Here is a 22,019-nt window from a genome sequence, read left to right on the forward strand (position 1 = left end):
GGCCTTCGCGGCCGCCCGCCTGCTCGAGTACGCGCCGTTCGCCAGCCTCTGGTTTCCGCCAACAGCGGTGACCTTCGCGGCGCTGGTGCTGTTCGGCATCCGCGGCATCCCGCCGGTGTTCATCGCTGCGCTCCTCGGCCACGCCTACACCTTGGAGCGGCTCGGCCTCGAATGGACGACATCCAGCGTCCTGGTGGGGGGATTCGGTTTCGCCCTCGCCCACACCGTGCCGATGGCCCTGCTGGCCTTCGCCCTGCAGCGCGACGCGAAACGCGACCCGCTGGGGCGTTTCGGGCCGACCACTCTGTTCGTGCTCCTCGGCGGCGGCGTGGCCGCCTGTGCGGCGTCGGCGCTGGGCGGTAGTGCTGCGCTGGTGGGCGCCGGGATGGCGGAAAGCATCGACCTGCGCTGGTCGGTGGTGCCCTGGCTGATCGGCGACTACACCGGGCTGCTGGCCCTGGGCCCGCTGCTGGTCGAAGCCGTGCGGCATCGCATCGCACCGGAGGCTGCGGTCCAGGAACCGCCCCCGCTGTGGCCCAAGCTGACGATCCTCCTCGGCCTGATCGCCGGCACCCTCTGCGCCGCAGCCGTCTGGCCGGACGACGACGCGATCGTGTTCACGGTGTTCTTCGCGCTGGTGGTGCAGCAATGGATCAGCCATACGCAGACCCCAAGGCAGGCCCTGGGCGCTCTGGCCTGCGCGGCCGTCGCCATCGCCGTCCTCGTGGCCAGCCTCAGCCTCGGCCAACATGCGCTGAAGCTGCAGTTCGCGCTGATCGCGCTCTCGCTGACGGCGTACTCGGCGCTCTCCTTCCTCGGCCTGCGTGACGACAACCAGCGCCTGAAGGCGCTGCTCAGCACCGACCCGCTGACATCGGCCGCGAGCCGGGGGCACTTCGCCGCGGTGGTCATGCGCGCGATCGCCGAGGCCCAGCGCCTCGACCAGCCGTTGACGGTGCTGATGCTCGACCTCGACCACCTGAAGCGCATCAACGACAGCCACGGGCATGGCGCCGGCGATGAAGCCCTGCGGCGTTTCGCGGCGCTGTGCCGGGAGCAGTTGCGGGCGGAGGACCTGCTGGGACGGCTGGGCGGCGATGAGTTCGCCGCCTGCCTGCCGGGCGCGACCGTGGAGGTCGCCGAGTCCCGGGCCCGCATGCTGCTGACCAGCCTCGGGCTGGCCAGCACCCCGACCCTGCCGCTGGCCGCGAGCATCGGGCTCGCGAGCCTGCGGGAGGGCGACACCTATGCGATGTTGCTGCAGCGCGCCGACGACGCGCTCATGAAGGCGAAACGGGACGGTCGAGGACGCCTAGTGGTGGCCTGATCAGGCCACCGTCGGCAGGCGGCGCGGGGTGTACTCGCGCAGCGCCTGGATGCGCTCGGCCAGCGGCGGGTGGCTCATGAAGAGCTTCTTGAAGCCGCCCGCCACGCCACCCGAGATGCCGAACGCGCGCACTTCCGAAGGCAGGGTGCTCTGGCCGTAGCTGTGCGCGAGGCGCTCGAGCGCGGCGATCATCTTCTCGCGGCCGGCGAGGTCGGCACCGCCGGCGTCGGCACGGAACTCGCGCCAGCGCGAGAAGGCCATGACGATGGTCGAAGCGAGGATGCCGAAGATGATCTCGAGCACCATCACGGTGACGAAGTAGCCGATGCCCGGGCCGTCCTCGTTCTTGAACACGACGCGGTCGATGATGTTGCCGATGATGCGGGCGAGGAACATCACGAAGGTGTTCACCACGCCCTGGATCAGCGTGAGCGTCACCATGTCGCCATTCGCGACGTGGCTGACCTCATGGGCGAGCACGGCCTCCGCCTCGTCGCGGCTCATCGCGCGGAGCAGGCCGGTCGACACCGCGACCAGGCTGTTGTTGCGCGACGCACCGGTGGCGAAGGCGTTTATCTCGGGCGCTTCGTAGATGCCGACTTCCGGCATGCCGATGCCGGCCTTCTCGGCCTGGCGCTTCACCGTCGAATACAGCCACTGCTCGATCTCGTTGCGCGGCTGGTCGATCACGCGCATGCCGGTGGAGCGCTTCGCCATCCACTTCGACAGGAATAGCGACACGAAGGCGCCGCCGAAGCCGAAGATGGCGCAGAACACCAGCATGCCGGTGTAGTTGACGTTGTTGTTCGCGGCGAACGTCGACAGCCCGAAGAAGGTGCTCAGGATCATCCAGACCACGGAGAACACCAGCAGCACGGCGAGGTTGGTGGCGAGGAACAGGGCGATACGCTTCATGGCAGGGACACCGGAACGGTTTGGCTCGAGCGCTTAGTGTGGCGTGGAAAGGTAAAGTTCAAGCGAAACACCGCGCTTTCCCGGACGATTTCTGCCCTCGTCGTGACGCCACCTTCACCACCCCCGCCACCGGCGCCCTACATCGGGCGCTTCGCGCCGTCGCCGACCGGCCCGCTGCACTGGGGCTCCGTCCTCGCGGCCTTCGGCAGCTGGCTGCATGCGCGGCACCACGGTGGACGCTGGCTGGTGCGCATCGAAGACCTCGACCCGCCGCGCGAGCGGCCAGGAGCCGCCTCCGCCCAGCTCGCCACGCTGGCTCGCCTGGGCCTCCACGCCGACGGCGAGATCGTCTTCCAGAGCCGGCGCCACGCGCTCTACCGGCGCGCACTCGACGCACTGCTCGACACCGGATTCGCGTTCCCCTGCCGCTGCAGCCGCACCGACCTCGCCGCCAGCGACGGCATCCACCGGGCCTGCGTGGCGGTGCCCGACGACACCCTGCGTACCCGAAGCTTCCGCTTGCGCGTGCCCGATGCGGTCCTGGGCTTCGACGATCCCGTTCACGGCCGCTTTGAGCAGGAACTGCGCCGCGACGTGGGCGACGTGGTGCTGCGCCGCGCCGACGGCCTCTGGGCCTACCAGTTGGCGGTCGTCGTCGACGATGCGGCGCAGGACATCACTCACGTGGTGCGGGGTGCCGATCTGCTCGACTCGACGCCGCGGCAGATCGCACTGCAGCAGGCGCTTGGCCTGCCCACGCCGTCCTACCTGCACCTGCCGCTGTGGCGCGATGCGGAAGGCCGAAAGCTCTCGAAATCCGAAGGCGCGCAAGCCATCGATGAGCAGCCCCCGGAAGCGGTGCTTCGTCGGTGCTGGCTGTCTCTGGGCCAAGCGCTCGAGGCTTGGCCGGAATGGCAGGAGGCGGAAGCCACCATCGCCGCGGCCGCCGCCGCATTCGACCCCGCCGCCATCCCGCGGGAACGCCCTGCCTCGGCCTGAAACCGGCCCGTCGCCCCCGGGGAGCCGCCGAGAAACCGCGCACAAATCCACCCCCGGGAACGGGGCTTGACAAGTCTTCACTTGCCGTTGTGCGGCGCGGCATCGACTCTGGGCGCCTCGGACAACGCCATCGACGCCCATGGACTCGCCGCGCCTGCTGAAGAAGTACCCGAACCGCCGCCTTTACGACACACGCATCTCCAGCTACGTGACCTTGGAGGATGTGCGCCAGCTCGTGCTCGATGGGGAGGAGTTCGAGGTCCGCGATGCCCGCAGCGAGCAGGACATCACCCGCCTGGTGCTGCTGCAGATCATCGCGGAGCGCGAAGAGGAAGGGCAGCCGATGCTGTCGACCGCCTCCCTGCAGCTGATGATCCGCTTCTACGGCGACCCGCTGCACGGCTTCATGAGCCGCTACATCGAGCGCAGCCTGCAGCTCTTCCTCGAGCAGCAGCACACGCTGCGCAAGCAGCTGGGCGGCCTGATCAGCAATTCGCCGTTCGCCATGCTCAACCAGATCGCCGAGCGCAACCTCGAGCTCTGGAAGAACTTCCAGCAGGGCGTGCTGAAGGGCGGCACGCTGGGCAGCGCACCGGCGAAGAAGAAGGCGCCGCGCGCGAAGCAGGCCACCAAGGCCCCGACGAAGAAAGTTCGCAGCTGAGGCGTGGCCCGGCTACGCCGGGCCCTAGAGATCCCGCGCGACGCGGAAACCGATACGCGCCGACGTGAGCGCGGCAGGTACCTGCAGGCGGAACGCCGAACGGCTCTGCTCCAGCGTGCTGGCCCAGCTGCCCCCGCGCACCACGCGCTCCTCGCAGCCCGGATTCACCCAGGCGCGGCCGTCACCCGGCGCGCGACGGTAGCTGTCGTGCCAGCAGTCCTCGACCCATTCCGAAACGTTGCCGATCAGGTCGTGCGTGCCGAAGCCTTCGGGCGCGTACGTCCCGACCGGGGCCAGCCCCCAGTGGCCGTCGGACCAGCCACGGATCGCCCGGCCCCAGCGACGGCCCTGCGGTGACTGGTCGCCGTCGCCGGTGAGATTGGCGACGGCGCGCGTGGGCGCGCGATCCCCCCAGGCCCAGGGCGTGGCCCGGCCGCCACGAAGGGCGTACTCGAACTCCGCCTCGGACGGCAGCCGGTAGCGCAGGCCCGTGCGCACCGACAGCCACTCGGCATAGGCCACGGCGTCGTCGAAGGCGATGTGGATGACCGGATCGTCGGGCGCGGCCGGCGTGCGGCCCTGGTAGCCACGGCGCCAGTGCGCGCCCCGCAGTTCCACCATCGCGCCGCCGCGCTCGTCGTACACCGTGGAGCGGCCGCGTCGCTCGGCAACGGTGCGGTAGCCGGTGGCCGCGACGAATCGCGCGAACTCCGCCACGCTGGTTTCGCGCACCGCCAGCGCGAAGCCTCGCTCGAAACGCACGCCGTGCGCCGGACGCTCGTTGTCGCGCGCGCCCGATTCGTCCTCGCCCGCGCCCATCGTGAAGTCGCCGTGCGGCGCCACCACCATCACCGGGCCATCGATGCCGCCGCCCAAGGCGTCGGCGAAGCGTTGGCCCGGACGGAAGTGGCCGTAGCGACGAGCCAGGGCGAGGCGACTGGAAAGCTCATCGAGACCGGGCGCCTGGGGATCGATCTGTTGCGCATCCGCGAGGCGCGTCGCCGCACGCGGCAGGTCGAGGCGATCGATCGCCTCGTTGGCCTCATCCACCGCGACATCGGCGGCGGCCGAACGCGACTGGGCCAAGGCGGCTCGGCCGTCCTGCACGGCGTCGGGGTCCAGCCCCACCCGTGCGGCGCGCCGGAGGTCGGCCTCCGCCGCATCGAACTCGCCCTTCGCGGCCGACGCCGTGGCCCGGTCGAGCAGGGCCTTCTCGATGCCTTCGAGGCCGGCCGAGGCCGGGGCGAAGCCCGGCACCGCCGCGAGCGCTTCGCGATAGGCCGCCACGGCACTGCCGCCGCGCGGAGCCAGCCATTGTCCGGCGTCGCGGCGGGAATCGCCCAAAGTGGTGGCCGTCGCGGCCACCCGGGCCGCCGCCAAAGCCTCGCCACGTCCGGCGGCTTCGGCCGGCGACACGACCGCGAGCACGGCGTCGATCTCTTCGGCCGCCTCGAGATTCCCCGCGACACGTTCGGCCTCGAAGCGCTCCTGCAGAAGCCCGATGATGCGGTCGCGGCCGATCCGCGCCTCCGGCATCGGCGGGTCGGCATCGGCGAGGGCGGCGTACAGATCGAGCGCGCCCAGGGGTTCGTTGCCGTACAAAAGGCCCTGGCGCTCGGCTTCGGTGGCCTGCATCAGCAGCGCGTCGCGCGCCTCGGCAGGCACCAGCAACGGCGTGGGCTTCCACGCCGCACGCGCCTTCAGCGGCTGGCGTTCGGCGGTGTCGGTCTCGGCCGGCGCAGCGGCCACCGTTTCCGGCGCGACGTCTGCTACCGGCGCGGGGGATTCGGCGTCGTTCCGGCCACAGGCGCAGAGCAGCAGGGCCAGGGCGGAAGCGATGGCAGGCGCGGACGATCGGAAAGGCACGCGGTAAACAACGTCGTGGACAGCGCGGCGCGCGCGGCGGAGACGTTAGGCTATGGTCCCCTCCCCTGCAAGGACAGGCATGAGTGTCAACGCGGTCGACCGCCCCGATGCCGCCGCCGCGGCCTTGGCGTCCCTCTCGGCAGGCACACCGCTCGCCCTCGATACCGAGTTCATGCGGGAGCGCACCTACTTCCCGCAACTGGCGCTGGTGCAGGCGGCCGATGCCGAGGGACGCGTCGCCCTGGTCGATCCGCTGGACCCGGGCATGCGCGCCCCACTGGCGGCCTTCGTGGGTGCCACCGACGCGCTGATGCACAGCGCCAGCGAGGACCTCGTCGCCTTCCGCCACGCCCTCGGCGTGCTGCCGAAGACGCTCTACGACACCCAGATCGCAGCGGCCTTCGCCGGCCTCGGGCCGGGTGTCGGCTACCAGTCGCTGGTGAAGACCCTGCTGGGCGTCGAGCTGCCGAAGGCCGAAACCCGTTCCGACTGGCTGCGCCGCCCCTTGAGCGCACAGCAGCTCGAGTACGCCGCCGACGACGTCCGGCACCTGCACGCGGCGATCGCGGCGCTGGACGAGAAGCTTGAGCATCGCGGCCATCGGGAGCGCGCGCTGGCCGACATGGCGCGCATGCTGGAGAACGCCCGCGAGGACCGCGACGACCCGCAGCCCCACCTGGCCATGCGCCCGGCCGCGCAGTTCGACCGGCTGTCGCAGGCCCGCCTGCGGCGCCTGCTCCGCTGGCGCGACCGCATGGCCCGCGAGAAGGACTTGCCGAAGCGCTGGCTGCTCGACAACGACGTCGCCCTGACGCTCGCCCGACGCCCGCCGTCCACGCCGCAGGCGCTGGCCGCGGTGCTCGAGAGCGCGCGCTCGGCCAAGCGGCTGCAAGACCAGATCGCCGAGCTCCTCGCTGCACCGATGGACGATGACGAAGCGGCCATGCCGCTGGCGACAGACAACGAGCGCGCGGACCGCGCCCGCCTGAAGGCCCTCCAAGCCGTGGTGGCCGAAAGGGCGGCCGCGCTCGACCTGCCCGAGGGGCTCGTCTGCGCGCGGCGGCATCTCGAAAGCTTCCTGGTCGATGGGCAGTGGCCCACCGCCCTGCTCGGCTGGCGCCGCGAGGTCCTCGAAGCGCCGATGCGCGAGGCGGTGGGCCGGATGGGCTGAGGCCACCCTGCGCATTGCGCAGGCCGGGGCACGGCTTCGGCTTGGCAAGCCGACCCGCGCCGGCCTATACTTCGGCCTCTGCGCGGGGGGGTAGCTCAGCTGGGAGAGCGCGTCGTTCGCATCGACGAGGTCGTGGGTTCGATCCCCATCCTCTCCACCAACGCATCGAAAAGCCGGGCATTGCCCGGCTTTTTCGTTTCCGGCGTCCGGCGACGAAGCCCCGCTTGGTAGACTTCGCGCCCCGGATCGGCGCAGCACCGGCCCTCCGACTCCATCCCTACCCGTCCCCGTAGCTCAGCTGGATAGAGCGCGCCCCTCCTAAGGGCGAGGTCGCACGTTCGAATCGTGTCGGGGACGCCATCGCCATCCAAGGAATCCCCATGACGCACCCCGTCCTCGCCGCCCTCGGCCTCACCGACCACGAATCCGGCACCTACCTCGGCCATGGCGAGTGGTCCGCCACGCGCGATGCTGGCGTGCTGGAGCCGGTGAACCCGGCCACCGGCGAGGTGCTGGGCAAGGTCTACGCGTCGTCGGAGGCCGACTACGCCACGATCAAGGCGCGCGCCAAGGCCGCCGCCGCGATCTGGCGCACCACGCCGGCGCCGAAGCGCGGCGAAGCCATTCGCCTGTGCGCCGAAGCCCTGCGCCAGCACAAGTCGGCGCTGGGTGCGCTGGTCTCGCTCGAGATGGGCAAGATCAAGGCCGAAGGCGACGGCGAAGTGCAGGAGATGATCGACATCGGCGACTTCGCCGTCGGCCTCGCCCGCCAGCTTTACGGCCTGACGATGCATTCCGAGCGCCCCGGCCACCGCATGTACGAGCAGTGGCACCCGCTCGGCCTCGTCGGCGTCATCAGCGCCTTCAATTTCCCGGTCGCCGTGTGGGCCTGGAACAGCTTCATCGCCGCCATCTGCGGCAACATCACCATCTGGAAGCCCTCGCCGAAGACCCCGTTCTGCGCCGTGGCCTCGATGAAGATCTGCAACGACGCCCTGCGCGCCGGCGGCTTCCCGGACCTGTTCTTCCTGTTCAACGACGCCGGCACCGAGCTGGCGAGCAACTTCGTCGACGACCACGACATCGCGCTGGTGAGCTTCACCGGCAGCACCAAGATCGGCCGCCAGGTCGGTGAGCGCGTCGCCCGCCGCATGGGCAAGTCGCTGCTGGAGCTGGGCGGCAACAACGCGATCATCGTGGACGCCACCGCCGACCTGAAGCTGGCCATCCCGGCCATCGTCTTCGGTGCCGTCGGCACCGCCGGCCAGCGCTGCACCACCACGCGCCGCCTGTTCATCCACGAATCGATCTTCGACGACGTGATCGCCAAGGTCGCGACCGCCTACAAGCAGGTCGAGGGCAAGATCGGCGACCCGAACGCCGAGGGCACGCTGATGGGCCCGCTGAACGACAAGGGCGCGGTCGCGGCCTTCCTGTCGGCCATCGAGAAGGCCAAGGCCGCAGGCGGCGTGGTCCGCAGCGGCGGCGCGGCCATCGACCGCCCGGGCAACTACGTGCTGCCGACCCTGATCACCGGCGTCGCCAACTCGGCCGAAGCCGTGCAGACGGAAACCTTCGCCCCGATCCTCTACGCCATGCCGTTCAAGACGCTGGACGAGGCCATCGCCATGCAGAACGCCGTGCCGCAGGGCCTGTCCTCGGCGATCTTCACGCAGAACCTGAAGGCAGCCGAGCAATTCCTCTCGGCGGCGGGCTCGGACTGCGGCATCGCCAACGTGAACATCGGCACCTCGGGCGCCGAGATCGGCGGCGCATTCGGCGGCGAGAAGGAAACCGGCGGCGGCCGCGAGTCGGGTTCGGATTCCTGGCGTGCTTACATGCGTCGTCAGACCAACACGATCAACTACTCGGACTCGCTGCCGCTGGCCCAGGGCATCAAGTTCGAACTCTAGTTTTTTGCCCCTACACTGGGCTTTCCGGGGGCCAAGAGGGATGTGTCGATGCGCAGGGTGATGGGGGCGATGGCCGTTTCGGCCGCCTTGTGGGCTTCAGGGGCGATGGCTCAGGAACAGGAGTTCGTGGCCGGCGACGGCACGCGTTTCAGCCTGCCCATGGAGGGCGGCGTGCCCGCCCGCGCCATCACGGATGAAGCCACCTTCGAAGCGGCCGGTTTCGATATCGACACCCGTGGCGCGCCGTCGCTCACCGACCGCTTCACATTCCTGTTCAAGGGCGGCGAACAGCCGGTGCGCGTGCGCGTCGAGGACATCACGCTCGCGGCGCCCGTGGTGATCGTCGAGGCACCGGTTCCGGAGAGTCTGCCCGGGGCCGGCTTCCGCCGCTCGCGCTTCGAGCTGCAGGCTCCGACCTGCCCGATCGCCCGCGGCGAGCCCTGCAGCGCCTGGATGTTCGGCCCGCAGGAATTCCGCCTGTACCGCGTCACGCTCACCTACAACGGCGACGGCCCGGTGGTGCTGCTGCAGGCCGAGCCTTACCAGATGGGTGCGTTCATCGCCCGTCTCGGCGACCGCATTCCCGACGCAACGGTGAGCCAGCCATGACCCATCCTGTTCGCCGCACGTCATCGATGGCGATCGTGAGCCTGGTCGCCGGACTCCTCGGGTGGACCTTTGCGCCCTGGCTCGGGTCGATCATCGCGATCATCACCGGCCATATGGCCCGCGCGGAGATCCGCCGCGATCCGGCCGGCCTCGAAGGCGATGGCCTCGCCGTCGCCGGCCTCGTGCTGGGCTGGGCGATGATCCTCCTCAGCGTGTTCACCGTCGTCGCCATCGTGCTGTTCTTCGGCGGTATTGCGGCCTTGGCCGCTCTCACCGCTGGCATTTCGGCCTGACCACGCCGCAAGGAAAACGCTCCGACGATGTATGGATTGGCCCGTCCGCTGCTGTTCCGCCTTGATGCGGAACACGCCCACGAACTCGCACTGAAGGCACTCGACACCGCCTGGCGCGCCGGCCTCAACCCGCTGCTGGCCTCGCGACCGAAGCCCTTGCCGACCACGGTGATGGGGCTGGCCTTCCCCAACCCGGTGGGCCTGGCCGCAGGCCTCGACAAGAACGGCGCCTGCATCGACGCGCTGGCCGCCCTGGGTTTCGGCTTCGTCGAGATCGGCACGACCACGCCGCGACCGCAGGCCGGCAACCCGAAACCGCGCATGTTCCGCCTGCCGGAGCACGAGGCCGTCATCAACCGCCTCGGCTTCAACAACGAAGGCGTCGATGCGCTCGTTCGCAATGTCGAGGCCTCGAAGCTCCGACGCGTGGGCGGCGACACCATCCTCGGCATCAACATCGGCAAGAACAAGGACACGCCCAACGAGCAGGCGGCGGCCGATTACCTGCACTGCCTCGGCCGCGTGTACGCGCTGGCCGACTACGTGACGGTGAACATCTCCTCGCCGAACACCGCCGGCCTGCGCGAACTGCAGGAAGAGAAGGCGCTGCGCGCGCTGGTCAGCGAGATCTTCGAGGCGCGCGAACGGCTGGCCACGCGCCACGGCCGCGGCGTGCCGATCCTCGTCAAGATCGCGCCCGACCTCACCGAGGACGACATCGACGCCTCCGCGCGCGTGCTTGGCGAACTGAACGTCGACGGCGTGATCGTCAGCAACACCACGGTCGACCGCCTCGCCATCGATGGCCACCCCTTGGCGAAGGAACAGGGTGGGCTCTCCGGCAAGCCGCTGTACGGCAAGTCGACCGCCGTGCTGCGCCGCATGCGCTCGCGCCTGCCGGCACACATCCCGCTGGTGGGCGTGGGCGGCATCCTCTCCGGCGCCGACGCGGCGGGAAAGATGACCGCCGGCGCGCAGCTCGTGCAGTTCTACACCGGCCTGATCTACCGCGGCCCGGCCCTCATCGGCGAGTGCGTGCAGGCGCTGCGGCATCGCCGCGACGGCGTGCGCGGATGAGCGAGGCTGGATACCGGATCAGCGAGAACGTCTCGCTGGCCGGCCGCAACACGTTCCGCGTGGACGCCAAGGCCGAGATGTTGGCCGACGTGCACGACCCGTTCGCCCTTCCCGCCCTGATGTCGGAACCGTGGCTGCAGTTCGCACCGTTGCTGGTGCTGGGCGAAGGCAGCAACGTTCTGCTGGCCGGTGACGTGCCGGGCCTGACGCTCTCGCTGACGCGCGCGCGGATCACCATCGTCGAGGACGACGCGGACTCGGCGCTGGTGGCCGCCGATGCCGGCGTGAACTGGAACGACTTCGTGCACTGGACGCTGGGGCGCGGGCTGTGCGGTCTCGAGAACCTCGCGCTGATCCCAGGCACCGTCGGCGCCTCGCCGATCCAGAACATCGGCGCCTACGGCACCGAGGTGGGCGAATTCATCGATTCGGTGCAGGCGTTTGATCGCGAGACCCTGCGCCTGCGCGAGTTCGAGCGCGAGGACTGCCGCTTCGCCTACCGCGACAGCGTGTTCAAGCACGCGCCGGAACAGAACGTGATCACCGAAGTGCGCTTCCGCCTGCCGAAGGCGCGCGCCGTCCAGACCAGCTACGCGGGGGTCGGCGACGAGCTGGCGGCCATGGGCGTCGAGGGCGAGCCCACGCATCGGCAACTGGCCGAAGCCATCAGCCGACTGCGTTCGCGCAAGCTGCCGAACCCGGCGGTGCTCGGCAATGCCGGCAGCTTCTTCAAGAACCCCATTGTCGATGCGGCCGTGGCGGACTCGCTGAAGGCGGCGCACCCCGCCCTGCCGGTGTTCCCCGGCGATTCGCCGGCGACGCGCAAGCTCTCCGCCGGATGGTTGATCGACGCCACCGGATGGAAGGGTTTCCGCGACGGCGATGCCGGCGTGGCGTCGCAGCACGCCCTCGTGCTGGTGAACCACGGCCACGCGTCCGGCGCGGATCTCCTGAGGCTCGCCGGCCGCATCGCCGGCTCGGTGCAGGCGCGCTTCGGCGTGGCGCTCGAGCCCGAGCCCCGGATCCTCGGCGGGCGATTCCAACCCATCGCTCCAGACCAGGCCCTCGCATGAGCGGCCCGCCGGACACGATCACGTCGTCCGGCCAGCGCGCGCGCAGCGAACTGCTGAGGGCGGTCGGATACATGGTGTGCAGCGCGGCCATGTTCGCCTGCATGGCGGTGATGATCCGACTGGCCTCTTCGCAGCTGCACGCGTTCGAAATCGCCTTTTTCCGCAACTTCTTCGGCTTTGTCTTCGCCCTGCCGCTGCTGATGCACCACGGCATGGGCATCCTGAAGACCGACAAGCTGAGCCTCTACGTGGGCCGCTGCCTGATCGGCATCGTCTCGATGCTGTGCGGCTTCTACGCCATCGTGCACCTGCCGTTGGCGAAGGCGGTGACCATCAGCTACTCGACGCCGCTGTTCGTCACCATCCTCGCCGTGCTCTTCCTCGGCGAGATGGTGCGCCTGCGACGCTGGACGGCCGTGGGCCTCGGTTTCATTGGCGTTCTGGTGATCATGCGACCCGGCGCCGACACCTTCGACGCGAACACCCTGGTGGCGCTGACGGCCGCGGTGCTCAGCGCCATCGTCGCGATCAGCATCAAGGTGCTGTCGCGCACCGAGAAGCCCGACGCCATCGTGCTGTGGACGACGATGCTGTGGGTACCACTGTCGCTGGTGCCGGCGCTGTTCGTCTGGACCTGGCCGACGGGCTGGACCTGGGCCTGGATCGTGGCCGCCGGGTTCTTCGGCACCGCGGGCCACATGTTCTGGACCCGCGCGTTGAAGCGCGGCGACGCCTCGATGCTGACGCCGATCAGCTTCATGCAGGTGCCGATCGTCGCAGTGCTTGCGTGGTGGCTGTTCGACGAAACCGTTACGGCTTGGACGGCAGTGGGCGCGGCCATCATCTTCGTGGCGAACGCCTACATCGCCCACCGCGAGGCGCAGGTCGCCTCGCGGGCCGTCACCGACGCCGACATCAGCCCCGAGACGCAGAAGCGCTGAGCGCGCCTTCCGGACCGGGGCCGCCGCCAGAGCGGGCCGTCGTTGCCGCGTGATCGACATCGCCTTGCCCCCGACCTTCGGCACATGCCGGTGCCGCTTGCCCGGTTACGCTCGAATTCTCGCCGCCGCGCTGGCGCCGACACACCGCGTTATCCAGTAACAGACCCGGGGAACCCATGAAGAAGACGCTTCTTTCGCTGAGCCTCGCGCTCGCCTTCGCCGCGCCGTCGGCCTTCGCCGCCGAGGCGCCCAAGCTCGGCAGCTTCGGCATCGACCTCTCGAACCGCGACAACACCGTGCAGCCGGGCGATGACTTCAACCGCCACGCCAACGGCACCTGGTTCGACAACTACCAGCTCAAGGACTACGAGACCCGCTACGGCTCGTTCAACACCCTGAGCGACCAGGCCGAACTGCAGGTCAAGGCGATCATCGAGGAGCTGCAGGCCCGCACCGACCTCGCCCCAGGCAGCGACGAGCAGAAGGTCCGTGACCTCTACGCCAGCTACATGGACACGGCGGCGCGCGACGCCGCCGGCATCACGCCGATCCAGCCGATCCTCGACGGCATCGCCAAGATCGATTCGGTCGCCGCGCTGACGGCCGCTTTCGGCCGCGCCGGCATGGACGGCAGCAACGCCCCGGTGGGCGGCGGCGTCGGCCTCGACCGCAAGGACCCGAACCGCTATCTCGTCGGCGTCGGCGTGGGCGGCCTGGGCCTGCCGGACAAGGACTTCTACCTGAACCCCGAGCCGCGCTTCGTGCAGATCCGCACGGCGTACCTCGCGCACATCGAGAAAATGCTCGGCTTCGCCGGCATCACCGACGCCAAGCCGCGCGCCGAGGCCATCCTCGCGCTCGAGACGGAGATCGCGAAGAACCACTGGGACCGCGCGCAGCTTCGCGACCGCGACAAGACCTACAACCTCACCTCGTTCGAGGACCTGAAGACGCAGTTCCCGGCTTACGACTGGGCGGCGCACTTCACCGCGCAGGGCCTGCCCACGCCGGCCGAAGTCAACGTGACGACGCCGAGCGCCGTCGGCCCGATCCTCGAGATCGTCGGCAAGACGCCGCTCAACGTGTGGCGTGATTACCTCACCTTCCACACCGTCGACAACCACGCGCCGCTGCTCTCGACCGAGATCGACCAGGCCGCGTTCGCCTTCAACGGCACGGTGCTTTCCGGCCAGCGCGCCCAGCGCGAACAGTGGAAGCGCGGCGTCGCGCTCGTGGGCGGTGGCCAGGGCCTCGGCGACGCGGTGGGCAAGGTGTACGTGGCCCGCCACTTCCAGCCGGAAGCCAAGGCGGCCATGGACGCGCTGGTCGAGAACCTTCGCAAGGCCCTGCGTCAGAACATCGACAACCTCGACTGGATGGGCGCCGCCACCAAGGAAGAGGCTTACAAGAAGCTCGAGAGCTTCCGCCCCAAGATCGGCTATCCGACGAAGTGGCGTGACTACGCGTCGGTCACCATTGTGCCGAACGACTTCATGGCCAACGTGCTGGCCCTGCGCCAGTACTACACCAACGACCAGAACCGCCGACTCGGCACCGTGCCGGACCGCGACGAGTGGTTCATGACCCCGCACACCGTCAACGCCTACTACAACGCGACCTTCAACGAAATCGTGTTCCCGGCGGCGATCCTGCAGCCTCCGTTCTTCGACGTGAACGCCGATCCGGCCGTGAACTACGGCGCCATCGGTGGCGTGATCGGCCACGAGATGGGCCACGGTTTCGACGACCAGGGCTCGAAGTCGGATTGGCAGGGCATCCAGCGCAACTGGTGGACCGACGAGGACCGCGCGCGCTTCGACGCCCGCACCCGGGCCCTCGTCGCCCAGTACAACCAGTTCTGCCCGCTGGAAGGCTACTGCGTGAATGGCCAGCTCGGCCTCGGCGAGAACATCGGCGATCTCGGCGGCCTGTCGATGGCCTACACGGCCTACCAGATGAGCCTCAACGGCCAGCCGGCCCCGGTGCTCGACGGCCTCACCGGCGACCAGCGCTTCTTCCTCGCCTGGGCGCAGATCTGGAAGTCGAAGTACCGCGACGAGGCGATGATCAACCAGGTCAAGGTCGGCCCGCACTCGCCGCCGCAGTTCCGCATCAACGGCCCGCTGCGCAACCTGGACGAGTGGTACAAGGCCTTCAACGTGCAGCCGGACGATGCGCTGTACCTGAAGCCGGAAGAGCGCGTGCGGATCTGGTGATCCGCCGCCGCGCCTGAACGAGAACGGCTACCGCGAGGTGGCCGTTTTTCTTTACCCGTAATTCTTCGCCACGTAGTCGTCGATGATTCCGACGAACTCTCGGGCGATGTTCTCGCCCTTCAGCGTCATCGCCCTCTCGCCGTCGATGAACACCGGGGCACTCGGCGCTTCGCCCGTACCCGGCAGCGAGATGCCGATGTTGGCGTGGCGCGATTCGCCGGGGCCGTTCACCACGCAGCCCATCACCGCGAGCGTGAGGTTCTCGACGCCGGGGTGCTTCAGCTTCCACACCGGCATGTTCTCGCGCACGTGTTCTTCGACCGTCTTCGCCAGCTCCTGGAAGAAGGTGCTGGTGGTGCGGCCGCAGCCCGGGCAGGCGGTGACCATCGGCGTGAAGGCGCGCAGGCCCATGGTCTGCAGCAGCTGCTGCGCGACGATGACTTCGTTCGTGCGCGACTGCCCCGGCTCGGGGGTGAGCGAGATGCGGATGGTGTCGCCGATGCCTTCCTGCAGCAGCACGGACAGCGCCGCCGTGCTGGCGACGATGCCTTTGCTGCCCATGCCGGCCTCGGTGAGGCCGAGGTGCAACGGGTAGTCGCAGCGCGCGGCGAGGTCGCGGTAGACGGCGATCAGCTCCTGCACGCCGCTCACCTTCGCGGAAAGGATGATGCGGTCCTTCGGCAGGCCCAGTTCGACGGCGCGCTCGGCGGAATCCAGCGCAGAACGCACCAGCGCCTCGCGCAGCACGCGGGCGGCGTCCCAGGGCTCGGCACGGCTCGCGTTCTCGTCCATCAGCACGGCGGCGAGGTTCTGGTCGAGCGAGCCCCAGTTCGCGCCGATGCGCACGGGTTTGTCGTACTGCAGCGCCTTCTCGATGATCGAGGCGAACTGCGTGTCCTTCTTCTTCCCGAATCCGACGTTGCCGGGGTTGATGCGGTACTTGGCCAGCGCCTCGGCGCAGGCCGGATGCGCTTCGAGCAGCGTGTGTCCGTTGTAGTGGAAGTCGCCGATGATCGGCACCTCGATGCCCATCATCGCCAGCCGGTCGCGGATATGCGGCACGGCGGCGGCCGATTCCTCGTTGTTGACGGTGATGCGTACCTTCTCGGAGCCCGCCCGCCAGAGCTCGGCGATCTGCTGCGTGGTGCCCTTGATGTCGGCGGTGTCGGTGTTGGTCATCGACTGCACGACGACCGGGGCGTCGCCCCCCACGACCACCTTGCCGACACGGACGGGAATGGAACGGCGACGCGGCGAAGGAACGGCAGAACTCATCGGATCACTCAGGAATGCCCGGCGGTCGCCGGCGCGTAGCGGTAAAGGAAGTAGTCGCCCAGAATCTGGACGAGGCGAAGGTCGCTCAGGCGGTCTTCGGGGCGGCGGTCGAGCAGCTGGTCGACAGGCTCCTGCTCCCGCCCGATGCGCAGCGGCTCACCCTGCGGCAGGCGCTGGGCGGCGAGGTACAGCCAATCACCACCGCCGTAGGGCGGCCTCAGTTCCAGCGCGCGCAGCGGGGCGCGGTTCGCGGCGCCGGTTCCCATCAGCGCGACGGCCGCGGCCGCTCGCGAGAGCAGCTCGACACCGGCCATCACTTGCCCATCGGCCTCGTAGCGCAGCCAGCGAAGGATGCCGAGCATCCAGTCGGACGGGTCTTCCTGGTCACCAACATGGATGCCCACGACCTCGCCGACGCGCAGGCGCAGCTGGTTGTCCTGGGCCCAACGCATGCGGTAGCCGCCGAGGCTCTGGTCGACGACCAGGGTCGGAATACGCGCCGAACGCGCGGAAACCTCCGCGCCGCCCGCCGACCACGAGGCCCGCGCGGTCTCCGTCAACGCATCGCCGAGCACCTGCCTCGCGAACGCGTCGAAATCACGCTCGCCGCTAGCCTGGTAGTGCAGGCCCGACAGGCCGAACACCGTCTCGACCGTGTGGCCGGCGTCGAGCCGGGTGAACTGTCGCGCCGCCGCGTGCGAGAACGCGCGGCGCAGCTTGCGCAGGCCATCAGCGCTCATCTTCACGGGCACGCCGTGTTCGGGCATCACGATCGCGCTCTCGCCGTCGCTGGCCGCGAGGGCGGCTTCGACGGCCGCCGCGAACCCCACGAGGTCGAGGTGCTGGCGCGGGGGCGCCTTGCCGCCGGGGCCCTCGTCGGCATCGTCGGCCACGCCCACCGCGGTGGCAGACGGGGTATCGCGGAGCGGCGTCCGGGCGGCGAAGGCTTCGCACATCGCCCACACGCGCTCCTGCTCGGCCTGCGAGAAGGCCCGCGGATTCACCACGTGCATCAGCAGCAGCTCGACGTAGCGCTGCTGGATGCTCGGCAGCCCGGACACCAGCGGATCGGAGGAGGGACGGCGCTCGAGCTCGCGGGCGACGGCAAACCGGTACGTGCGATGCAGGCCGCGCCAAGCGTCGACGGGCAGATCGGCATAGACGCGCCAGGCCACCATCAGAGCCTCGCCGTAGTGGTAGGTGGCCCGCTGCGCGGCCTCGGCGACCTGACCGCCGCGCAGCCACGGCAGGCTGCCGGACGGCGCGCACTGGTCGGCGGCGGCCATCCGGTAGGCATGGGCAAGACGAAGGTGCAGTTGCTCGAGCTCGCCGGGAAGGCCTGCGAGGTCACCGGCCAGCGGCAGCGGCTTGCCCGCGAACAGGCGCTGCGTGGAGAGCGCGTTGTCGATGATCGCCGGACGCAGCACTTCGGCGATCTCACGGCGCGTGGCGCCTTTCAGCGCCTGCGTCGACGACAAGGCTTCCAACGCGCGGAGCAGGGCGCGGCGCGTGGCGGCCACGTCGGCGCGCGGCAGGGTCTCGATCCAGCCGGCGGCACGCTTCGCGTCGAGGCCGAACGGCAGCTCCGCGCGCAGGCCCGGCGGCAGGATTTCGCCCAATCGTCGATACACTTCGCCCATGCGCCATCGCCTCCGTCCAAGTCCCCCAGTGTACCGTCGCGCCCGCGCGCCCCGCGCGCCCCGCATGGCTCGGCGCAAGGCCGGCGGGGCCGCATCGTGAGCACCATCGGCCCGGCAGGCCGCGCCACGCTGCGTCCGCACCAGCTCAATACCCTCGCTCGCGATCTGCTGGAAGGAAGCTTCCCGTCCATCTGGGTCGAGGGCGAGCTCTCCGGCGTCGCGCGGCCAGCCTCGGGGCATCTGTACTTCACGCTGAAGGACGAGCGTGCGCAGGTGCGCTGCGCGATGTTCAAGATGAAGGCGCAGTACCTGCGCTTCCAGCCGCGCGACGGCATGCAGGTGCTGGTCCGCGCCAAGCTCACGCTCTACGAGCCCCGTGGCGACTACCAGCTGGTGCTGGAGCACATGGAAGAGGCCGGCGAAGGCGCGCTGCGCCGGGCGTTCGAGGCCCTGAAGGCGAAACTGGAAGCCGAAGGGCTGTTCGCGGTGGGCCGCAAGCGCCCGCTGCCGCGCTTCGTGCGCCGGCTGGGCATCCTCACCTCGCCGAGCGGCGCGGTGATCCGCGACATCCAGAGCGTGCTGTCGCGGCGCTGGCCGACGCTCGAAGTCGAACTGCTGCCGGTGCCCGTGCAGGGGGCCACGGCCGCGCCGGCGATCATCCAGACCCTGCGCGCCGCCTATGCCGCGCAGCGCCACGACGTGCTGCTGCTGGCGCGCGGCGGCGGCTCCCTCGAGGACCTGTGGTGCTTCAACGATGAAGCGCTGGTGCGCGCCATCGCCGAATCGCCGGTGCCCGTGGTGTCGGCGGTGGGGCACGAGGTGGATTTCACGCTGGCGGACTTCGTCGCCGACTTGCGCGCCCCCACCCCCTCCGCGGGCGCCGAACTGCTGGTGCCGGACCGTGGAGAGATGCTGGCCCGCGTCGAACACCTGCAATCGCGGCTGCAGCGTCGGATGTCGCAGGCCTTGGATCGCGCCCGCCAGCGCGCCGACCACGCCGGGTTGCGCCTGCATGCCGAGCGTCCGCAGCGCCGGCTCGAACGCGGGCGTGATCGTTCCGAAGCCCTGCGCCTGCGCCTCGCCGCCGCGTGGTCGACCCGGCTCGCGTCGAAGCGCGACACGCTGGAGCGCTTGTCGAAACGCCTCGCCCCGCAGGCCCCGGCGCTGCGCCTGCAGCGCTTGCGCCAGCGTCTCGCCCTGCTGGGCGCGCGGCAGGACACCGCCCTGCGACGCGGGCTGCAAGCGCGGCTGGGGCTGCTGCGCGAACTCGGCCGCGGCCTGCACGCCGTGAGCCCGCTCGCCACCCTCGGCCGCGGCTACGCCATCCTGCAGCGCGAGGACGGCCATGCCGTGCGCCGCGCCAATGAAGTCGCGGCCGGCGACACGCTGCGCGCACGGCTCGCCGAGGGTGGATTGCGCTTGCGGGTGGAATCGAGCGACGGAGAGCGCGAATGACGACCGTGCCCCTCTGGCTGGCGAACCGGGCGGTGCACGCGGGTACGCCACTGGCGCTGCGCGATGCCTGGAGCGGCGAGACGATCGCCGAGGTCGCGCAGGCCGGCCCCGACGAGATCGAAAAGGCCATCGCCGCGGCCCACGCCGCGCGGCCGGCGATGGCCGCCCTGCCCGCGTGGCGTCGCCGCGATGTGTTGGAACACCTGCTGGCCCGCGTGCGCGAACACGCGGAATCGCTCGCACAAACCATCACAGCGGAAGGTGGCAAGCCGATCACCGCCGCGCGCGCCGAGGTCGCGCGGGCGCAGGCCACCTTGCGCGAAGCCGCCGCGGAGGCCGGTCGCCTCGATGGCCAGGCCCTCGATCTCGACCGCGATGCCGCCACCCGCGGCTGGCGCGGCTTCACCCGGCGCGTTCCGGCCGGCGTGGCGAGCCTGATCACGCCCTTCAACTTCCCACTGAATCTGGTGCTGCACAAGCTGGCGCCGGCCTTCGCGGCGGGCTGCCCCGTGCTGCTCAAGCCCGCCCCGGCCACGCCGCTCACCGCCCTGAAGCTTGGCGAGTGGCTCGCCGAGTGCGATCTGCCGGAAGGCGCGTTCTCGATCCTTCCCTGCGCGAATCCGCACGCCGCGCCGTTCGTCGAGGACGCGCGCATCGCGGTGCTGAGCTTCACCGGCGGGCTGGTCGGTTGGGAGCTCAAGGCCCGCGCTGGCAAGAAGCGCGTGGTGCTGGAACTGGGCGGCAACGCGGCCTGCATCGTCGATGACGATCCCGGCGCCGACCTCGACCACGTGGTGTCGCGGATTGTTTCTGGCGCTTACAGCCAAGCCGGGCAGAGCTGCATCAGCGTGCAGCGCCTGATCGCCCATCGCGAGATGTTGCCGGCCTTGCGCGACAAGCTGGTGGACGCCGTGCGCGCCGTGCCCCAAGGCGATCCGCGCGACACGCGCACCGTCGTCGGGCCGATGATCAGCGCCGCGGCCGCGGATCGTCTCGAATCATCGATCGCCAGCGCCATCGCCGCGGGAGCGACGGCCCTCGTGCGCGGCACGCGCGACGGGGCGCACGCCGCCCTCCTCGGCCCGACGCTGCTGGAAAACGTTCCCCACGACCATCCGCTCTATCGCGAGGAAGCCTTCGGGCCGGTGCTGCTGCTCGAAGCCGCGGAGGATTTCGACCACGCCGTCGAACGCGCCAACGACAGCCGCTTCGGCCTGCAGTGCGGCGTGTTTACCGCGCGCATGGACCACGCGATGCGCGCGTGGGACGCGCTCGACGTCGGCGGCGTGGTGATTGGCGACGTGCCCACGGTGCGCGTCGACCGCATGCCCTACGGCGGGGTCAAGGACAGCGGCATGGGCCGCGAAGGGCCGGCATGGGCCGTGGATGACTTCAGCGAAACGCGACTGCTGGTGAGAACATGACGTTAGGGATGGTCTGAACAACTCGTCCACTTTTGGCGAGAATGGTTCACCACTTCAAGGGTGATTCCGATGCAGCTTTCGTTCGGTGATGCCGAGGATCTTGGGGGCCGCAAGCGCACGCGGCGGGAGGTTTTCCTGGCCGAGATGGACCAGGTGGTGCCGTGGAAGGCGCTGCTGGCGCTGATCGAGCCGCATTACCCGAAGCTGGGCCGACCGGGCCGCCAGCCGTATGCCTTGGCGACGATGCTGCGGATCCACTTCCTGCAGCAGTGGTACGCGCTGTCCGACCCGGCAATGGAGGAGGCGCTGGTGGATACGCCGGCCATGCGTCGGTTCGCGCAGCTGGGCGGGCTTGACGATATTCCAGACGAGACGACGATCCTGAACTTCCGGCGCTTGCTCGAGACCCATGGTCTGGCCGAGAAGATCTTCAAGCAGGTCAACGCGCACTTGCAGCGCAAGGGCTTGAGCCTGCGCTCAGGGACGATCGTCGATGCAACGATCATCAGCGCACCGAGTTCGACGAAGAACATGGACGGCGAGCGCGACCCGGAGATGCACCAGACGCGGAAGGGTAACCAGTGGTTCTTCGGGATGAAGGCGCACATCGGCGTGGATGCCGCGTCGGGGCTGGTGCACCACATGGAATGCACGGCGGCGAACGTGTCGGACGTGACGCAGTTGCACAAGCTGCTGCATGGCAAGGAAGAGGTGGTGTTCGGCGACAGCGGCTACACGGGCGTGGCGAAGCGTGAGGAAACCAAGGACGTCGACGCGGCGTTCGTGATTGCCGAGAAGCCTTCGGTGATCAAGGCGATGAAGACGAAGCGCGAGCAGCGGCAGGCGTACAAGCAGGAGCGGCTGAAGGCGAACGTACGTGCCAAAGTCGAACACCCGTTTCGGGTGATCAAGCGGCAGTTCGGCTATATGAAGGTGCGGTACCGCGGCATCGAGAAGAATGCGGCGCAGGTGCTGACGCTGTTCGCGTTGTCGAATGTGTGGATGTCGCGCCGGCGATTGATGCCGGCGGCGGGGTAAGTGCGTCCGCTGGACGGGGAAACCCGTCTGGCGGCGCGAAAAAACCGCGAAATACGGCCAGATTGACGCGATTTCGGCCTTCAGGCCGCGAAATCACGAGGGTTTGGCGGGTTGTTCAGACCATCC

Annotated in this window: 18 protein-coding genes and 2 tRNA genes; 16 read left to right on the forward strand and 4 right to left on the reverse strand. The window is 69.6% G+C overall.

The genetic code is table 11. The annotated features are described in order from the left end of the window. On the forward strand, positions 1 to 1,327 hold a 1,327-nt coding region (locus O9255_RS13745), incomplete at its 5' end, for a diguanylate cyclase (RefSeq protein WP_297867437.1). On the opposite strand, the gene htpX is transcribed toward O9255_RS13745, so the two are convergent. Continuing rightward, entirely contained in the window at positions 1,328 to 2,242 is a 915-nt protein-coding gene (htpX, locus tag O9255_RS13750) for a protease HtpX (protein WP_297867438.1), read from the reverse strand. It lies immediately after the preceding gene. Positions 2,243 to 2,344: 102 nt separating this feature from the next. On the opposite strand from htpX, the gene gluQRS reads away from it, so the two are divergent. Together gluQRS and phaR are read left to right on the forward strand one after the other, a co-directional pair. Then, complete coding sequence (gluQRS, locus tag O9255_RS13755; RefSeq protein ID WP_297867439.1) at positions 2,345 to 3,241, forward strand: tRNA glutamyl-Q(34) synthetase GluQRS; 897 nt, start codon at positions 2,345 to 2,347, stop codon at positions 3,239 to 3,241. Positions 3,242 to 3,380: 139 nt separating this feature from the next. Next, positions 3,381 to 3,902 carry a polyhydroxyalkanoate synthesis repressor PhaR gene (gene phaR / locus O9255_RS13760; RefSeq protein WP_297867440.1) on the forward strand — a complete coding sequence of 174 codons (522 nt, stop codon included), beginning with the start codon at positions 3,381 to 3,383 and terminating at the stop codon, positions 3,900 to 3,902. 24 nt (positions 3,903 to 3,926) lie between these two features. On the opposite strand, the gene O9255_RS13765 is transcribed toward phaR, so the two are convergent. Then, entirely contained in the window at positions 3,927 to 5,768 is a 1,842-nt protein-coding gene (locus tag O9255_RS13765; RefSeq protein ID WP_297867441.1) for a formylglycine-generating enzyme family protein, read from the reverse strand. Between the two features lie 79 nt (positions 5,769 to 5,847). Between O9255_RS13765 and O9255_RS13770 the strand changes: the two genes are divergently transcribed. From O9255_RS13770 to O9255_RS13815, 10 genes are all read left to right on the forward strand, one after another. Continuing rightward, positions 5,848 to 6,939: an HRDC domain-containing protein gene (locus tag O9255_RS13770; RefSeq protein ID WP_297867442.1), complete on the forward strand. Its 1,092-nt coding sequence runs from the start codon at positions 5,848 to 5,850 to the stop codon at positions 6,937 to 6,939. An 84-nt stretch (positions 6,940 to 7,023) separates the two neighbouring features. Next, positions 7,024 to 7,099 (forward strand) — tRNA-Ala (locus tag O9255_RS13775). Between the two features lie 123 nt (positions 7,100 to 7,222). Then, positions 7,223 to 7,299, forward strand: a tRNA-Arg gene (locus O9255_RS13780). 20 nt (positions 7,300 to 7,319) lie between these two features. Next, positions 7,320 to 8,852, forward strand: a complete 1,533-nt coding sequence (locus O9255_RS13785; RefSeq protein ID WP_297867443.1) for an aldehyde dehydrogenase family protein — start codon at positions 7,320 to 7,322, stop codon at positions 8,850 to 8,852. Between the two features lie 69 nt (positions 8,853 to 8,921). Next, positions 8,922 to 9,461 carry a hypothetical protein gene (locus O9255_RS13790; protein ID WP_297867444.1) on the forward strand — a complete coding sequence of 180 codons (540 nt, stop codon included), beginning with the start codon at positions 8,922 to 8,924 and terminating at the stop codon, positions 9,459 to 9,461. Then, positions 9,458 to 9,754 carry a DUF4190 domain-containing protein gene (locus tag O9255_RS13795; RefSeq protein ID WP_297867445.1) on the forward strand — a complete coding sequence of 99 codons (297 nt, stop codon included), beginning with the start codon at positions 9,458 to 9,460 and terminating at the stop codon, positions 9,752 to 9,754. The genes O9255_RS13790 and O9255_RS13795 overlap by 4 nt, the downstream gene beginning before the upstream one ends. Before the next feature lie 27 nt (positions 9,755 to 9,781). After that, positions 9,782 to 10,831, forward strand: a complete 1,050-nt coding sequence (locus tag O9255_RS13800) for a quinone-dependent dihydroorotate dehydrogenase (protein WP_297867446.1) — start codon at positions 9,782 to 9,784, stop codon at positions 10,829 to 10,831. Continuing rightward, complete coding sequence (gene murB / locus O9255_RS13805; protein WP_297867447.1) at positions 10,828 to 11,904, forward strand: UDP-N-acetylmuramate dehydrogenase; 1,077 nt, start codon at positions 10,828 to 10,830, stop codon at positions 11,902 to 11,904. The genes O9255_RS13800 and murB overlap by 4 nt, the downstream gene beginning before the upstream one ends. Beyond that, entirely contained in the window at positions 11,901 to 12,845 is a 945-nt protein-coding gene (locus O9255_RS13810) for a DMT family transporter (protein WP_297867448.1), read from the forward strand. The genes murB and O9255_RS13810 overlap by 4 nt, the downstream gene beginning before the upstream one ends. 176 nt (positions 12,846 to 13,021) lie before the next feature. Next, complete coding sequence (locus O9255_RS13815; protein WP_297867449.1) at positions 13,022 to 15,061, forward strand: M13 family metallopeptidase; 2,040 nt, start codon at positions 13,022 to 13,024, stop codon at positions 15,059 to 15,061. Between the two features lie 51 nt (positions 15,062 to 15,112). Here O9255_RS13815 and ispG read toward each other — a convergent pair whose 3' ends face one another. Together ispG and O9255_RS13825 are read right to left on the reverse strand one after the other, a co-directional pair. After that, the gene (gene ispG / locus O9255_RS13820) at positions 15,113 to 16,336 is read right to left on the reverse strand and encodes a flavodoxin-dependent (E)-4-hydroxy-3-methylbut-2-enyl-diphosphate synthase (protein WP_297867450.1); all 1,224 of its coding nucleotides are present in this window, start codon (positions 16,334 to 16,336) and stop codon (positions 15,113 to 15,115) included. Between the two features lie 8 nt (positions 16,337 to 16,344). Next, on the reverse strand, positions 16,345 to 17,976 hold the full coding sequence (locus O9255_RS13825) for a hypothetical protein (protein WP_297867451.1): 1,632 nt from the start codon (positions 17,974 to 17,976) through the stop codon (positions 16,345 to 16,347). Between the two features lie 96 nt (positions 17,977 to 18,072). Here O9255_RS13825 and xseA point away from each other — a divergent pair, with 96 nt between their 5' ends. The 3 genes from xseA (at position 18,073) to O9255_RS13840 (ending at position 21,893) form a co-directional block, all read left to right on the forward strand. After that, positions 18,073 to 19,431, forward strand: a complete 1,359-nt coding sequence (gene xseA / locus O9255_RS13830; RefSeq protein WP_297867452.1) for an exodeoxyribonuclease VII large subunit — start codon at positions 18,073 to 18,075, stop codon at positions 19,429 to 19,431. Continuing rightward, positions 19,428 to 20,855, forward strand: a complete 1,428-nt coding sequence (locus O9255_RS13835) for an aldehyde dehydrogenase family protein (RefSeq protein ID WP_297867453.1) — start codon at positions 19,428 to 19,430, stop codon at positions 20,853 to 20,855. The genes xseA and O9255_RS13835 overlap by 4 nt, the downstream gene beginning before the upstream one ends. A gap of 69 nt (positions 20,856 to 20,924) precedes the next feature. After that, positions 20,925 to 21,893: an IS5 family transposase gene (locus O9255_RS13840; RefSeq protein ID WP_297867454.1), complete on the forward strand. Its 969-nt coding sequence runs from the start codon at positions 20,925 to 20,927 to the stop codon at positions 21,891 to 21,893. Positions 21,894 to 22,019: the final 126 nt, after the last annotated feature.

Source organism: Silanimonas sp., assembly GCF_027530345.1.
GTDB lineage: Bacteria > Pseudomonadota > Gammaproteobacteria > Xanthomonadales > Xanthomonadaceae > Silanimonas.

What these genes read in the sequence shown, in the direction of transcription:
- phaR (WP_297867440.1), top strand. Translation starts at nt 3,381, where the DNA reads ATGGACTCGCCGCGCCTGCTGAAGAAGTACCCGAACCGCCGCCTTTAC.
- ispG (WP_297867450.1), bottom strand. Translation starts at nt 16,336, where the DNA reads ATGAGTTCTGCCGTTCCTTCGCCGCGTCGCCGTTCCATTCCCGTCCGT.
- O9255_RS13795 (WP_297867445.1), top strand. Translation starts at nt 9,458, where the DNA reads ATGACCCATCCTGTTCGCCGCACGTCATCGATGGCGATCGTGAGCCTG.
- htpX (WP_297867438.1), bottom strand. Translation starts at nt 2,242, where the DNA reads ATGAAGCGTATCGCCCTGTTCCTCGCCACCAACCTCGCCGTGCTGCTG.
- O9255_RS13785 (WP_297867443.1), top strand. Translation starts at nt 7,320, where the DNA reads ATGACGCACCCCGTCCTCGCCGCCCTCGGCCTCACCGACCACGAATCC.
- O9255_RS13810 (WP_297867448.1), top strand. Translation starts at nt 11,901, where the DNA reads ATGAGCGGCCCGCCGGACACGATCACGTCGTCCGGCCAGCGCGCGCGC.
- O9255_RS13835 (WP_297867453.1), top strand. Translation starts at nt 19,428, where the DNA reads ATGACGACCGTGCCCCTCTGGCTGGCGAACCGGGCGGTGCACGCGGGT.
- O9255_RS13815 (WP_297867449.1), top strand. Translation starts at nt 13,022, where the DNA reads ATGAAGAAGACGCTTCTTTCGCTGAGCCTCGCGCTCGCCTTCGCCGCG.
- O9255_RS13825 (WP_297867451.1), bottom strand. Translation starts at nt 17,976, where the DNA reads ATGGGCGAAGTGTATCGACGATTGGGCGAAATCCTGCCGCCGGGCCTG.
- O9255_RS13770 (WP_297867442.1), top strand. Translation starts at nt 5,848, where the DNA reads ATGAGTGTCAACGCGGTCGACCGCCCCGATGCCGCCGCCGCGGCCTTG.
- O9255_RS13840 (WP_297867454.1), top strand. Translation starts at nt 20,925, where the DNA reads ATGCAGCTTTCGTTCGGTGATGCCGAGGATCTTGGGGGCCGCAAGCGC.
- murB (WP_297867447.1), top strand. Translation starts at nt 10,828, where the DNA reads ATGAGCGAGGCTGGATACCGGATCAGCGAGAACGTCTCGCTGGCCGGC.
- O9255_RS13800 (WP_297867446.1), top strand. Translation starts at nt 9,782, where the DNA reads ATGTATGGATTGGCCCGTCCGCTGCTGTTCCGCCTTGATGCGGAACAC.
- O9255_RS13790 (WP_297867444.1), top strand. Translation starts at nt 8,922, where the DNA reads ATGGCCGTTTCGGCCGCCTTGTGGGCTTCAGGGGCGATGGCTCAGGAA.